This window comes from Nitrospira sp. CR1.1 (assembly GCA_014055465.1).
In the GTDB taxonomy this organism is placed as follows: domain Bacteria; phylum Nitrospirota; class Nitrospiria; order Nitrospirales; family Nitrospiraceae; genus Nitrospira_A.
Genome location: WIAF01000006.1, coordinates 168476 through 182168, shown reverse-complemented (window position 1 = coordinate 182168; position 13693 = coordinate 168476). Strand labels below are relative to the sequence as shown.

Sequence of the window (13693 nt, the reverse complement as noted above, 5' to 3'; positions counted from 1 at the left end):
GCCGTAAGTTGTATCATGGCGCGTCGTTCAGGGAAGCGCAGATCTGCCAAAAAATAAAATACCGGTCCAGTCGGAAACCATGCCGGAAGGAGTTCTTCCTGATGCCGACCGAGTAATGGAGGCGTTGCCGGCTGTTCTGCAAGGTGAGAATGAGACGACTATGGACACAGCGCTGGCCACGTGAACTTGCGTAGCGCGCCAGTCAGTTTCAGTCATGTTCGCTCGCAGGCCGCATGGTCGAGTGTGGCGTTCTGTGCTATAAGTCCGGCCTACAACATATGTGTTGGTACTGTATCCAGTTGCAGCGATGCCTGTATCGGATCACATACAGAGAACCGATCGGGAGACGATGATGTGTACGGACGGGGCACGCGGCCTCAGGAATACAACTGTCGAGCAGCCTGTGTAGAGGCGGCTTCCGTCGGCATGCTCTAGATTGAGACAGTGATCGCCCCGTTGTGCACGTCATGTGGTATGGATGGTGCAGATCTAATTCTAGATGAGAAAGGTGATTCGATCCTGTCGAGTGTTTCCCCGGCCGATCATACGAAGCGCTTCATCCTAAAAGAGAGGTGAGTCGAATGAGGGACGTCATCAGAATCGTCTTTCTCTCCCGGGAGGAAGATGGCCGGTCCTGTTGTGATCACGCCCGTATCCGGGAATATGTGGAACGCGCCCTGGCCGGCGAACGGGTTACGCTCGACTCCATGGCCGACCCGTCTCTCGCGGCTCACGTGCCCCACCTCGTGCTGCTCCATCAAGATTCCTCCATGCGATCATACGAAGAGCGCATCGCGACTGTGACACGGCGATGGCCGGATGTGCCCATTGTAGGGGTCTTCGGTGGGCTGCGGGGTTGCGCCGGGATGCTCGCGCAGGACGTTCCAGCGGAACTGCGTGATTTTATCGTCTGCCCGATAGACGGACAGGAATTGGCGCTCCGGGTGCGCCGGGTGCTGAGTCGGGACCCTCCGCCTGCCCAGTGTGGCGCCGGTCATGCGCGCTCTGTGCGAATCAATTCCCTAATTGGAGAAAGCGCGATTTTTCAGGCGCAGGTGGAAAAGATTCCCCTCTTCGCCGACGTCGACGCGCCGGTGCTGCTACAGGGAGAAACGGGAACGGGCAAGGAGGTCTTTGCCCGAGCCATTCATTATTCGAGTGCACGACGAGACTACGCGTTCATTCCGATCAATTGTGCCGCATTGCCGGATCAGTTATTTGAAAACGAATTATTCGGGCATGCCAAAGGCGCCTATACCAGCGCGGCCCAGGAACAAGGCGGGTTGGTGCTTGAAGCTGAAGGCGGGACGCTGTTCCTCGATGAGGTTGATGCGTTGAATCCCTATGCGCAGGCGAAACTTCTGCGGTTCGTGCAGTACCGGGAATTCCGGCCGTTGGGTTGTTCGCGCACGAAGTTGGCCAATGTGCGCATCATTGCCGCGTCCAATCTTGATCTTCGGCAGGCCGTGGCCAACCGGCAGTTCCGCGAAGATCTGTTCCACCGCTTGAACGTGCTGTCGCTGCTGGTGCCGCCCTTACGCGAGCGGGCAGAGGATATTCCCTTATTGGCCAAGCGGTTTTTGCAACGGTTTCAGCGCGCCGATGGCCAGGGACCACGCCGGCTGTCCGAAGAGGCCATCCAAAAACTACTGGCGCATGTCTGGCCGGGTAATGTGCGGGAATTGGAGAGCACCGTCCAGCGCGCCGTGGTGATGTGCGCGTCCTCCACCATACAGGCGCAGGACATTGAGTGTGCTGTAGACACGTCGCGAAGCGTCCCGCTGAATGGGTCGCTCCGTGCCGTGAAGAACTCTGCCACCATGGACGCCGAGCGGGCCTATCTCGTCAAGACCCTGGTGACCTTCCGGGGAAATGTGACCCATGCGGCAAAAGCGGCCGGGAAGGAGCGCCGCAGCTTTCAGCGGCTACTTCGAAAATATGGGATTCACCGGGAGTCGTTTCAACATGACGAGACAGGTCCAGTGGGGACGTATCCGCCTCCGCTCCATCAGCCATTCGACGGGCATGCCTAACCTCCGCAGTGCTGCGGTGATTGTGCCGCACCGGGCATCACGCTGATTTCCCACGCGCTTGCGCGATCGTCCTTGCGACTCACCTGCGGCAGAATTACCGCACCTCCGGGAGTCGATCATCAGAAATCCCCGATAACCGGTACACACAGGGGATTTCCCCTAGTGGCATTGCTTTTGCTCGTTCCGATCTTCGAGCCACGGCGCGTAGCGTCCCCGGGGACAGATCCGGATGGAATCACTGGATGCAGTTCTCAGATACAGCATTCTCGACTATCTGGTTCGCCATCCCGGGGCGAAGGACACCAGAGCAGGCGTCCTCAATTGGTGGATTGCCAAGCCTTGTCCGGACGAACGTCTCGCGATGGAGGCGTTGGAAGCCCTCGTGACACGCGGATGGATTGTCAAGCGGGCCACGTCGAATCAGCCGATCTACAGCGTGAATCACGCGCACTTGAACGAGATCCGTGAATTCGTGACTCAGAACGGACAGCCGAAGTGAATGTTCTCAGCCGAGGAGGAAGAGTATGCCAGTGCAACCAACCTATCCGGGTGTGTACATCGAGGAATTGCCGAGCGGAGTACGCACCATCACAGGCGTGGCGACATCGATCACCGGGTTGATCGGCAAGGCACTGCGAGGCCCGACGGATCAGCCGGTCACCATCACGAGTTTCGCGGATTACGAGCGGATCTTCGGCGGTCTCCATCGCGATTTCACCCTGAGCTACGCGGTGCGCGACTTTTTTCTCAATGGCGGCGGGCAGGCCGTGGTCGTGCGGCTCTACAGGGCAACCGGTGGCAGCGCCAGCAAGGCGACCTATGAAGTACCCAATTTAACATTGCAGGCTGCCTCCGAAGGCGCGTGGGGCATGCAGGTGCGCGTGCGCGTTGACAAGAAGATCGTCACTGATCCGAACCTGATCGCGGTGGCCACGCGGCTGGGCGTGCAGCCGGCCGACCTCTTTGATCTGACCATACGCGACGCGGGGACCGGCGTCATCGAAACCTTCTTGAATTTGACGACTAAAGAAAGCGCGCGGCGCGCGGACCGGGTGCTGGCGGCCGAGTCGACGCAGGTGCGCGTGACGTCGATCCTGCCTGCCAACACGTCGCCCGCGGCCCATGCCGGGGCGTTGGTAGATGCCGATGTCTGGACGGCCAACACCAAGTCCACGGCCGCCAAGAATGCGGCGCCGGCGGATGTGGCGGTTGATAGCGCGGCGCTCGATGCTGCGACCTACAAGGGAAGCCAATCGTCCAAGACCGGCTTGTATCAGTTAGAGAAAGTCGATCTTTTCAATCTGCTCTGCGTGCTGCCGGATGCTCGCGGCGGCGATGTGCCCGATGACGTGTACCAGGAAGCACTGGGGTACTGCGTGAAACGCCGGGCGATGTTGATCGTCGATCCCAAGGCGGCCTGGGCGACAGTGAGCGCGGCGCAAAGCGGGGCGGCGGGCATGAATCTGAACGGAGACATGGCGCGTAATGCGGCGATCTACTTTCCGCGCATCAGGCAGGCGGATTCGCAACTCGGCGGGCAGATCGACATGTTCGTGCCCTGCGGGGTGATTGCCGGAGTCATGGCCCGCACAGATAGTCAGCACGGAGTCTGGAAGGCGCCGGCTGGGCTTGATGCCTCATTGAACGGGGTAGCCGGGCTGCAACTTGATATGACGGATGCAGAAAACGGGTTGCTGAATCCGCTGGGCATCAACTGCCTGCGGACCTTCCCGGTGCACGGGCGGGTGGTGTGGGGTTCGCGGACCATGCGAGGGGCTGACGCGGCGGCGGATGAATACAAATACGTTCCTGTCCGCCGGTTGGCCCTGTTTCTCGAAGAGAGTCTCTATCGCGGGACGCAGTGGGTCGTGTTCGAACCGAATGACGAACCGCTCTGGGCCCAGATCCGGCTGAACCTCGGAGCCTTCATGCACAATCTGTTTCGGCAGGGTGCGTTTCAGGGCACCGCGCCGCGCGATGCCTACTTCGTCAAGTGCGACAAGGAGACGACCACTCAGAATGACATCAATCTCGGCATCGTCAACATCGTCGTCGGGTTCGCACCGCTCAAGCCAGCCGAATTTGTCGTCATTAAGCTGCAACAGATGGCTGGCCAGATTGCGAGCTAACCAAAGGAGAGACCATGGCGCAGTTCACCGTGAACACGACTCGATTCGATCCGTACAAGAATTTCAAGTTTCGCGTCAAATGGGATGGGCGCTACGTGGCCGGCGTCAGCAAAGTCGGCTCCCTCAAGCGGTCCACTGAGGTCGTTGAACATCGGGAAGGTGGAGATCCCAGCAGCAGCCGCAAGTCGCCCGGCCGCACCAAGTTCGAGGCCATTACGCTCGAACGGGGCGTCACGCACGATACGGCTTTTGAGCAATGGGCGAACAAGATCTGGAATTTCGGCTCCGGGTTGGGCGCGGAGGTGTCGCTGAAGGATTTCCGGAAGGACATTATCATCGAGCTGTACAACGAGGCCGGACAATTGGCGATCGCGTACAAGGTCTTTCGTTGTTGGGTCTCGGAGTATCAAGCGCAACCGGATCTCGATGCCAATGCCAACGCCGTGGCGATTCAGACCCTCAAGCTCGAAAACGAAGGTTGGGAACGCGACTACGAAGTCGTCGAACCGTCTGAACCCACCTTTACGGAACCATGAGCATGATGCAGCAACCTGTCCAGGGCCTGTCTGCCGCCGCCATGCTGGAGGTGTGGGAACAGGGAGAGGGGCGGCATCCCCTCGACCGGGCATTGCTGTTGCTGCGACTCGCCTGTCCCGGTCAATCGTTTGAAGCGCTCTGCGAATGGACGATCGGGCAGCGTGATGCCTGTGTGCTGGAGCTTCGGCGGCACACCATCGGGGATCGCATCGAGGCCTACGCGGAATGTCCGGCCTGTCGCAACGGGCTCGAATTCGAACTGTCATGCACCGAGCTCCTGGCGTCGGTGGTCACATCGGAGGCGACCTGGACGGCCGTGGAGCAGGACGGCCGCTCCGTTGAACTGCGCAGGCCGAACAGCCGGGATCTGGCGCTGGCGATCACTGCCGCCAATCCGGAGCAGGCGCGGCGGATCATTCTGTCCCGCTGCGTTCGCAGAGGGGCTGTGGATGCCGAGGCGGCGGCGTGGGACGACGCTGATGGAGCTGCGCTAGCCGGACGTTTGGGCGAACTGGATCCGCTGGCTGAAGTGCTCATCGATGTGCGATGCGAGATGTGCGGGCAGCAGTGGCAGGCATTGTTTGATATCGTGACGTTCTTCTGGAATGAACTCCATGCGCGAAGCCGGCGATTGGTGCAGGAAGTCGATCTCCTGGCCCGTACCTACGGATGGACGGAAGGAGAGATCCTTCGCATGAGTGCGCAGCGTCGGGGGCTGTATGTGGAGATGGCCCTGTCATGAGTGATTTTTTGACCAGGCTTGTGGAGCGACAGACCGGGACCGTGGCGATGGTTCAGCCGCGCACTCCTTCGATGTTTGCCCCGGCATCGGGTTCGCAGGGCTTCTCGATCATCGATGAGTCGGCGATGACGGAGTCTGCTCCAGTAGAGGTTTTTAGGCGGGCGCCCGAGGCGCCCAGTCGCGTCGCTGCCGCCACGCCATCAGCCTCAGCCATCGATGCACCGTTGCCCGCAGAGACTCCGGTGGGTCGAATCCAGGCCGCTCCTGTCGTCCAGCCGCCGCACGTGGCTGAGACATCGCCCACGGCAACCAGGGCGGAAGGTCGCGCCGCCAGAAGCGAAGCCACGAGTATTGAACTGCAGCCTCCACTCCGTACCCGCTCACTGCCTGTGGCTTCTTCTGGACCGGAACCGAACCGTCGGCCGGCGGAGAACCGTCCTGAACGACCTGGTTGGACAGAGGCGGCGGCGGGTCCTCTCATGACGCCTCCGCCGCCGTTGGTCCGGCCCTCGCCAATGCAGCAGTCACCCGTTCTGTCGGCTCCGCCCTCGCTGCGGCCGGCCGAACAATCGGGACAAGGGCCCAAACAGGGGCAGCTGAATGAGGAGCCTCCCGTGCAAGTCACGATCGGGCGTATCGAGGTGACGGCCGTGTCCACCACGCCCGAGACGAAGCGGAAATCGGGCTCTCGCCGGCCGGCGATGTCGTTGGAAGAATATCTGACTCGTCGTCAGGGAGGAAAAGCGTGAGCAGTGCACTGGCCATTGCGGGTGTCACGGCCGTCCTTCGGGATCTGCTCAACGATGGCTTGATCAACCACAACGTGAGCGGCCTCTTGGGCAGCACCGTCACGGTGAGCGCCTTGCCGCCGGATCGTGTGGTGCCGGTCAATGGAACCGAGAGCACCCAGCTGAATCTCTTTCTCCATCAAGTCACCTTCAATACCGGCTGGCGCAATCACGCGTTGCCCTCCCGCGACGGATCGGGCCAGCAGCGCCTCAGCAATCCGCCGCTGGCGCTCGATCTCCATTATCTGCTGAGCGCGTACAGCGCGGAAGAATTGGGGAGTGAAATTCTGCTGGGGTACGCCATACAGTTGCTCCATGAGGTGCCGGTGCTGGATCGAAAAGCCATTACGACGGCCTTGACGCCGTCGCCATCGGTCGATACCAATCTGCCACCGGCGCTTCGGGCCTTGGCGGAATGCGGGTTGGCCGACCAGGTGGAACAGATCAAACTCGTCCCGGACCCTCTCAGCAGCGAGGAAATGTCGAAACTTTGGACCGCCGTGCAGTCCCATTACCGGCCTTCCGCGGCCTACGTCGCGACAGTCGTGCTTATTGAATCCAGCAAACCGACCAGGCCGACTCTGCCGGTGCTCACTCGGGGGCCGGTTGATCCAGTCACGCACTTGGAGCGGGGCGTGGTGGTGCAGGCCGATCTGCTCCCGCCGTTTCCGACCATTCAGACCGTGGCTGCGGCCAGCGGGCAGCCGGCAGCTACGATCGGCGCGACCGTCGAACTCACGGGGCATCACCTCGATGGCACGAATCGCACAGCCCTGCTCTCGAACAGCCGGTTCGGCATCGAACAGTCGCTGCCGGCCGCAGGGGGAGGGGGCAGCCTGGCTTCCTTCACGGTGCCCATCGTGCCGGCCGGGGTGTATCAGGTTGCGCTGCAGGTCATCCGTCCCGGTGAATCCGATCCACGCGCCAGCAATGCCCTGGCATTGGTAATCGGACCGGAGATCACGACGGCGATGCCGATTGCGGTCGCGCGGGACGGCAGCGGAGTGGCCACTCTGGCGCTCACGGTGCAACCGCAGATTCAGCCGGGGCAGTCGGCCTCGTTGCTGTTGGGAACCCGTGAGGTTCCAATCGGGCCCGTTACCGTGGCAACGGGGACGTTGACGGTTCCCGTCCCCGACGCGCAGGCGGGAGAGTTTCTGCTTCGGATACGAGTTGATGGCATCGAGAGTCCGATCATCAACCGGTCAGCCGTTCCGCCGGCCTTTTTCAACTATCGGGTGACGATCACATGAAGACCGCCGCGACCTCCGCAGCATGGTGCGATGCGAATCAAGCCTATCTGGTGGCTGAGTTTTCCCGTCTGAAACTGCGGCTGGGCGCTGAGCATGATGAACGGGTGGTCGCAGCGCGGGTGGAGGCGGCAGATGCGGAACTTTCTGCTCCGGCCGCCATCGATACCCTGTCCGGGCTATTCGGTCTGAGCGCCTTCGAGCGGGATCTCCTGCTCCTGGCCGCCGGAGTGGAAATGGATGCCGACCTCGGGCGTGTGTGCGCCGCGGCATTGGGGCAATCGCAAGCGCCGCGGCCCCAGGCGACGTTCGGCCTGGCCCTGGCGGCGTTGGAGCATTCGCACTGGAGCGCGCTGGCGGCGATGGCGCCGTTGCGCCGGTGGCGCCTGCTGGAAGTCGACGACAGTGCCGGACTGGTGAACGGAAGACTGCGCATCGACGAACGGGTGCTCCATTATCTGGCCGGCGTCAACTACCTCGATCCACGCCTGCAGCCGCTGCTCAGTCCGGTTCCCGCTCCGCAGGTCATGGCCGGGACGCATCGGCACATTTGCCAGTCGCTACTGGAGCGTTTGCGGGAACCATCGTCCTCCTATCCTGTGGTCCTGCTGTCAGGCGACGATGTGGATGGACAGGCTGATGTGGCGGCGGAGGTGGCGGTTCATTTGCACGTACAGTTGTACCGCGCGCAGGCCGAGGACTTGCCGGGCAGTCCGGCAGAGGCCGATGCCTTCGCGACGTTGTGGCAACGCGAGGCGGCCTTGCTCGGCGCGATTCTGTTGATCCACTGCCAGGACGGAACACCCGCGAAAGCGGTCGCGTATCTCGCCGACCGCAGCGGGAGCCCGTTGTTTATCGCCGGTCGCGATGTCCCTTCATGCAAACGGGCAACCATCCGATTCACGGTGAACAAGCCGGACGGCGCTGAGCAAAAGCAATTGTGGCAACAGGTGCTGGGCCCGGCCACGGTCCGCATGAACGGGATGTTGGACGGTGTGGCGTCCCAGTTTTCGTTGAGTGCCAGAGCGATTGCCATCGCCGGCGCCGGGCTCCGCGACGTGGCTGAATCCGGCAGCCAGGCGGACAGTGCCTTGTGGAAGGCCTGCCGCAGTGTGAGCCGTTCCCGCCTGGAGGATCTGGCGCAGCGCCTGGACCCGGTCGCGGGATGGAACGATCTGGTCTTGCCGGAGGCGCAGCAGCGGACGCTGCGACAAATTGCGGCGCACGCGAAACACCGACTGATGGTCTATCAACAATGGGGCTTCGCCGGGAAGGGCGTGCGCGGCCTTGGCATCACGGCCCTCTTTGCGGGTGAAAGCGGGACGGGCAAGACCATGGCGGCGGAAGTTCTGGCGAATGAGCTGCGTCTTGATGTGTATCGCATCGATCTTTCCGGGGTCGTCAGCAAATACATCGGCGAGACGGAACGCAACCTGCGGCGCGTGTTCGATGCCGCCGAAACCAGCGGGGCGATGCTGTTGTTCGACGAAGCCGATGCGCTGTTCGGAAAACGGAGCGAAGTGCGCGACAGCCATGATCGCTACGCGAATATCGAAGTCAGTTATCTGTTGCAACGGATGGAGGCCTATCGCGGCCTCGCGATTCTGACGACCAACATGAAGGCGGCGCTTGATGTTGCGTTCTCGCGCCGCCTCAGTTTCGTGGTGCAGTTTCCCTTTCCGGACCAGCATCAGCGGGAATTGATCTGGAGTCGCATCTTTCCCGCTGCCGCGCCGTTGGAGCCACTCGATTACGCCAAACTCGCCAGGCTGAGCATGTCCGGGGGAAATATCCGCAGCATCGCCTTGAATGCCGCGTTCCTGGCGGCGGATGAAGGGGCGGCGGTGGGGATGCGGCATCTTCTGCAGGCTGCGCATACCGAGGCGGCAAAGCGTGAACGCCCGCTCTCCGACGCCGAAACCAGGGGGTGGGTATGAAGCGGGTCATCGTAAACATCGACCGCCTCGTCCTCAAGGGCTTCCGTTTCGAAGACCGGCATGCGATTGGGGAAGGGCTCAGGGAGCACTTGGCGCAATGGCTCTCTGAACCGGGAATGGCAGAGCGGCTCGGCGCTACCGGCAGCGCGCCGCGTCTCCGTCTCGGCAACATTCAGGTGGCGGGGGAGATGAGGGGGCAAGCAATCGGGAGGGCGATGGGGCGTGCGATTGCCGGTCACTGGTCGCAAGACGGCCGGGTGGCCAGGCCGTCGGCAACCGATTCAGCGCCGGGACAGGGGTCATCGACATGAGTGATCGACGGGCGGCCGCCTCACAGACCAAAGACCCATCCGGGAAGGGGCGTCAGCCGGCTGCCGCGTCAAGCGGCCTGTCGGCGTTTTCAGCTCAGACGTCAGGGCCGCAGCCGACCGGCGACCTCGTGAGCGGCGTGTTGCGATCCGCAGGGATGCCGTTGGACGACACCTCCCGGACGGCGTTCGAGCCGCGTTTCGGACATGATTTCGGGCGGGTTCGGGTTCATACGGATGCGCGTGCGGCTGAGTCGGCTGATTCGCTGCTCGCAGATGCCTACACCGTCGGCGAGCATATCGTGTTCGGGCCGGGGCGTTATGCTCCGGCCAGCCCCAAAGGCCGGGACCTCCTCGCTCATGAGCTGGCTCACGTGGCGCAACAGTCAGGAACGCCGTCCCTCGCGGGATCGTTCCGGGTGAGCCGGCCGGATTCGGCTGCGGAACAGGCGGCGGAGGTGAGTGTACAACGATTGGCGCTCGGACTTCCGTCCGCGTGCCAGCCGATGTCGGAGCCGGGTGTCATTCATCGTGCGATCAAGGAGGACCTGCGCGAAGCGATTGAAGGCTGGGGGACGGATGAAGAAGCGATTTATGCGCGATTGCGCATTGCCGGGGAAGAAGAAAAAAAAGCCGTGCTGGGCGATCCGGTGCTGATGCAGGAGTTGCAGGATGATTTGTCGCGCGGGGAGTGGGGAACCGTGCTGGGACTGCTCGGCGCGACTGCTGAATCGCGCGTGCATGCCGCGTCGGAGGGATGGGGGACCGACGAAGAAGGGATCTTTGAAGCGCTCCGATCGACGCCGGCGCTCGAACTCAAACGCCAGATGGAAAGCAGCACGATGCTCATGGAGTTGCGCGATGAGCTGTCGGACGACGAGTTGGGGCAGGCGCAGGCTATCATCACGAAGGCGTTCTTCAACGAAGCGGCGATCAATATTCGCGACACCTATCATGCTCTGCTGCTCTTTCCCGACACGGTGAATGAAGCCTGCGATCATTTCGAGGCGCTTGGCTATGATGTCGTCAAGAACATCATTGCGCATCTGGCTCGCGGACATGAGATGCAGGAATCCGTGGCGACGGATACCAACACCCAGATCAACCACGACAAGAAGCTGGCACGGGTACAAGCCGCGTTTGAGGCGCGCTGGAACATTTCGAGTCAATCGAAGGCGGGCAAGGAAAAGAAGGCGCCGGTCTGGACGGTCGAGATGATTCGGCGGCTCAATGTCGCGCTCAGACAGGTTCCTGAGGGGCATGTGGTGCGGGCCGATCAAGATGTGCCCGGCATCCAGAAGGGTGAGTTGTCGGGCTTCCGCCTGATCGAAGGCAGCACCGGCTACTGGGCGAATCCGTTTATCGAGGTCGGCATGGAGCATTCGGATATCGCCGGATTGACGAGACATGAGGTCGGCCATGCCATGGACGATTACCTGGGCTCCTCCACCGAGACATTCAAGAAGAACTCCACGAATGGCTGGGATTGGTCGAAGACATCCACGATGTGGGAAACGCACATGACCGATCCCTGGAAGCGCAAGGGCGGCAAAGATGTGCCTCTGGCGGACCGGCTGAAGATCAATGCGTTGCTCGACGCCTACGTGAATGGCGACGGCAGCAAGGGACTGCGCAAGGACACCGACAAGACGCATCCGATCCAAACCTATTGGAATGATGACGTCCCGATGATTGAAGCGGCCAAGGATTTAGCCGGCAAGAAGGATAAGGTGTACCAACATCTCGGCAGCGTCAGGAAGTTCGGCGCCTGCTACTTCAGTTGGAGCACCTACTACCACGAATTCTACGTCTACAACCTGGTGGTGCAGGACAAACGATTGACCGACTATTCGCTCTTCGGCCACCCGGAATTCTTTGCGGAGATGTACGAAGCCTACTATGAAGAAGGCTCAGGACCGAAGCGCGGGGACAAATTGAAGGGAGTGCCCAATTGGAAGCAGTTCTTCGACACCGTGGTCCATCCGGCGAAGTAGCCCTGGGACTTAGGCTTGGGACCTGTGCCCGGCTGCTCGGCGGGATCATGCCGAATGCCGTCGAAGAGGTGGCGGGTCTGGAGTCCATCCTCTTGCCGGAATTCGAACAGTACGGGGAACTCATTGCCGCGACCGACCATTCGTTGGCCGGTCTCCTGCTGCGCGGCGAGGGCTCCGGCTTCACTGACCGGATTCAAGGCCTGCTGCGACAGTGGGATCTGGGGGATGAGGCGGCCTTCGTCCAGGCTCGTGTGGCTGGTGCCTTCGAGCACAAGCGATGCTTCCTGAAACTTGAATGGTGTGGCCATGCGACAGGAGTCGATCGGCAGGCGGCCGTCTATTATCGCCGTCGACCCAAGCTCCACGAGGCGTTAAAGATCGTGGCTCAATCGGCGGGCACCACCGTTGCGCTGGATGATCTTCGTGAACTGGGCGCGTTGTTGGGAAAGGATACGGTTCACTTTGTATCCGCCGTGATGCGGCCGGGTAGGCCGATTCATTACAAACTGTATTTTTCTCAGTATGTCACGCCCGCATCGCATGAACAGGTCTTTGGGCGATTGCAGCGGGCCATGCGGCGCTTTGCGGGACAACCGTCGGCTGAGGGCCGCTGGGCGACTTATCACGATCGATTGTCGTCACGACAGCTCGCGCATACGCTCTTCGTGTCCCTCGCGGTGTCCGAAGACGGCACGGATCCGTCCCTGAAGGTTGACTATCCGGGCGTTGCTCCGGTCGTCGCGGCGGGGCTCCTCGATGGGGCTCGTCTCAGGCAGACGGAAGCACGCCTGCGGCATCTCTGCGAGGCGGCCGGCCGCACAGAGCTGTCCTATCTCGGGGTCAGGATTCGCGCCGAGGGTGATCCCGTTCTGAAAGGGTATGCGGATTTCGTATGAGCCGTTGCGTCGTCCAACGCCTCCGCTGTCCCACCTGCGGTGTGGAGCAGGAGGAGAAGGTGTTTGTGAGCGTGAACGGGGCACGCATCAAAACGGCGGTACAACGGATCACCGACGGCACCTGGGGGGAAGTGTCTTGCCTGGCTTGCGGGCAGCGCTACCTGGCCGATCCGCCGCTGTTGTATAGCGATCTGCCTGGCGGTATTTGGCTGGTCCGGTATCCGTGGGAGCGGCGAGGCCAGTTTGTCGAGTTGGAGGCCGAGGCGGACCGGATTTTCTCGCGAGAATTTTTCGAACGTCCACCCGCCGTCATTCGTGAGCAGGCAGCCGCAGTGCGGCGGCGTATCTGTTTCGGACGGGAGCAATTCGTGGAGAAGCTGCTGGCATTGCGCCATGGCATCGATGATCGCGCATTGGAATGTCTGAAACTTGGCCTCAGCCGCGATCTCGTCGGACAACTCTTCATGCATGGCCCCTGGGAGTGGGTGACGGTGGCGATCAATGCACAGGGGATAGATCTGACCGCCGTGACGTTGGCCGATCAGCAGCCCATCCACCGCACGGTGGTACCGATGGACGCGGTGCGACACCTAGAAGAAGACCTTCGACAGTATGAGGTGTTGTTCCCGGAATTGTTCGGACATCTCTATGTGAACGCGTCCCGGTATGGGATGGAAGAGGCGCCCGCATGAGGCGGAGCAGACGGAAGCGGGCGCCATGGGGATGGCAGTGGGACGGGCATAGGTCGCCCCTATGAGAACGGAAGCGAGTCAGCAGCGGCCGGATACCGTACGGACCGGGGCTCTGCACGTCGGTCTTCTGCAACGTCAATGTGCCTGCGGCGGGACGAGTAATCTGACCGGCGCCTGTTCGGAGTGCGAGAAAAAGAAGATGCTCGGCCACTCGCTGCAAACCAAGTTGCGGGTCAACGAACCGGGCGACCAATTCGAACAGGAAGCGGATCGGGTGGCGGCGCAGGTCATGCGGATGCCTGATGCGAGCGCGCAGGCGCAACCTCTGCAGTCGGAACCTGTGATCCAACGGTTTGTCGAGGACAGTGGTCGTCAGACGGGTGAGGG

12 protein-coding genes and 1 pseudogene are annotated in these 13693 nt (G+C 61.6%); all 13 read left to right on the top strand.

Annotation, left to right across the window (positions count from 1 at the left end):
- Nucleotides 1-581 precede the first annotated feature (581 nt).
- The 13 genes and pseudogenes from GDA65_12595 (at nt 582) to GDA65_12535 (ending at nt 13610) form a co-directional block, all read left to right on the top strand.
- Nucleotides 582-2033, top strand: a complete 1452-nt coding sequence (locus tag GDA65_12595; GenBank protein ID MBA5863532.1) for an AAA domain-containing protein — start codon at nt 582-584, stop codon at nt 2031-2033.
- A gap of 229 nt (nt 2034-2262) precedes the next feature.
- Complete coding sequence (locus GDA65_12590; GenBank protein ID MBA5863531.1) at nt 2263-2532, top strand: hypothetical protein; 270 nt, start codon at nt 2263-2265, stop codon at nt 2530-2532.
- Nucleotides 2533-2557: 25 nt separating this feature from the next.
- Nucleotides 2558-4162, top strand: coding sequence for a phage tail sheath family protein (locus GDA65_12585; GenBank protein ID MBA5863530.1), 1605 nt, complete (start codon nt 2558-2560; stop codon nt 4160-4162).
- 14 nt (nt 4163-4176) lie between these two features.
- Nucleotides 4177-4698, top strand: coding sequence for a phage tail protein (locus tag GDA65_12580; GenBank protein MBA5863529.1), 522 nt, complete (start codon nt 4177-4179; stop codon nt 4696-4698).
- A gap of 2 nt (nt 4699-4700) precedes the next feature.
- Nucleotides 4701-5441 (top strand): phage baseplate protein, encoded by a 741-nt coding sequence (locus tag GDA65_12575; GenBank protein ID MBA5863528.1) that lies wholly within the window; start codon nt 4701-4703, stop codon nt 5439-5441.
- A complete protein-coding gene (locus tag GDA65_12570; GenBank protein ID MBA5863527.1) occupies nt 5438-6190 on the top strand; it encodes a hypothetical protein in 753 nt (250 codons plus the stop codon). Before GDA65_12575 ends, GDA65_12570 begins: the two co-directional genes overlap by 4 nt.
- Complete coding sequence (locus tag GDA65_12565) at nt 6187-7482, top strand: DUF4255 domain-containing protein (protein MBA5863526.1); 1296 nt, start codon at nt 6187-6189, stop codon at nt 7480-7482. The genes GDA65_12570 and GDA65_12565 overlap by 4 nt, the downstream gene beginning before the upstream one ends.
- Nucleotides 7479-9416 carry an AAA family ATPase gene (locus GDA65_12560; protein ID MBA5863525.1) on the top strand — a complete coding sequence of 646 codons (1938 nt, stop codon included), beginning with the start codon at nt 7479-7481 and terminating at the stop codon, nt 9414-9416. The genes GDA65_12565 and GDA65_12560 overlap by 4 nt, the downstream gene beginning before the upstream one ends.
- Nucleotides 9413-9727, top strand: coding sequence for a hypothetical protein (locus GDA65_12555; GenBank protein MBA5863524.1), 315 nt, complete (start codon nt 9413-9415; stop codon nt 9725-9727). The genes GDA65_12560 and GDA65_12555 overlap by 4 nt, the downstream gene beginning before the upstream one ends.
- On the top strand, nt 9724-11718 hold the full coding sequence (locus tag GDA65_12550) for a DUF4157 domain-containing protein (GenBank protein MBA5863523.1): 1995 nt from the start codon (nt 9724-9726) through the stop codon (nt 11716-11718). The genes GDA65_12555 and GDA65_12550 overlap by 4 nt, the downstream gene beginning before the upstream one ends.
- Nucleotides 11676-12614 carry a hypothetical protein gene (locus tag GDA65_12545; GenBank protein MBA5863522.1) on the top strand — a complete coding sequence of 313 codons (939 nt, stop codon included), beginning with the start codon at nt 11676-11678 and terminating at the stop codon, nt 12612-12614. The genes GDA65_12550 and GDA65_12545 overlap by 43 nt, the downstream gene beginning before the upstream one ends.
- Nucleotides 12611-13306, top strand: coding sequence for a hypothetical protein (locus GDA65_12540; protein MBA5863521.1), 696 nt, complete (start codon nt 12611-12613; stop codon nt 13304-13306). The genes GDA65_12545 and GDA65_12540 overlap by 4 nt, the downstream gene beginning before the upstream one ends.
- A 217-nt stretch (nt 13307-13523) precedes the next feature.
- Nucleotides 13524-13610, top strand: a pseudogene (locus GDA65_12535) (DUF4157 domain-containing protein).
- The last annotated feature ends 83 nt before the right edge of the window (nt 13611-13693 follow it).

Bases quoted from the DNA above. Each gene is read 5' to 3' on its own strand.
- GDA65_12595 (MBA5863532.1), top strand. From the start codon at position 582: ATGAGGGACGTCATCAGAATCGTCTTTCTCTCCCGGGAGGAAGATGGC.
- GDA65_12590 (MBA5863531.1), top strand. From the start codon at position 2,263: ATGGAATCACTGGATGCAGTTCTCAGATACAGCATTCTCGACTATCTG.
- GDA65_12585 (MBA5863530.1), top strand. From the start codon at position 2,558: ATGCCAGTGCAACCAACCTATCCGGGTGTGTACATCGAGGAATTGCCG.
- GDA65_12580 (MBA5863529.1), top strand. From the start codon at position 4,177: ATGGCGCAGTTCACCGTGAACACGACTCGATTCGATCCGTACAAGAAT.
- GDA65_12575 (MBA5863528.1), top strand. From the start codon at position 4,701: ATGATGCAGCAACCTGTCCAGGGCCTGTCTGCCGCCGCCATGCTGGAG.
- GDA65_12570 (MBA5863527.1), top strand. From the start codon at position 5,438: ATGAGTGATTTTTTGACCAGGCTTGTGGAGCGACAGACCGGGACCGTG.
- GDA65_12560 (MBA5863525.1), top strand. From the start codon at position 7,479: ATGAAGACCGCCGCGACCTCCGCAGCATGGTGCGATGCGAATCAAGCC.
- GDA65_12555 (MBA5863524.1), top strand. From the start codon at position 9,413: ATGAAGCGGGTCATCGTAAACATCGACCGCCTCGTCCTCAAGGGCTTC.
- GDA65_12550 (MBA5863523.1), top strand. From the start codon at position 9,724: ATGAGTGATCGACGGGCGGCCGCCTCACAGACCAAAGACCCATCCGGG.
- GDA65_12540 (MBA5863521.1), top strand. From the start codon at position 12,611: ATGAGCCGTTGCGTCGTCCAACGCCTCCGCTGTCCCACCTGCGGTGTG.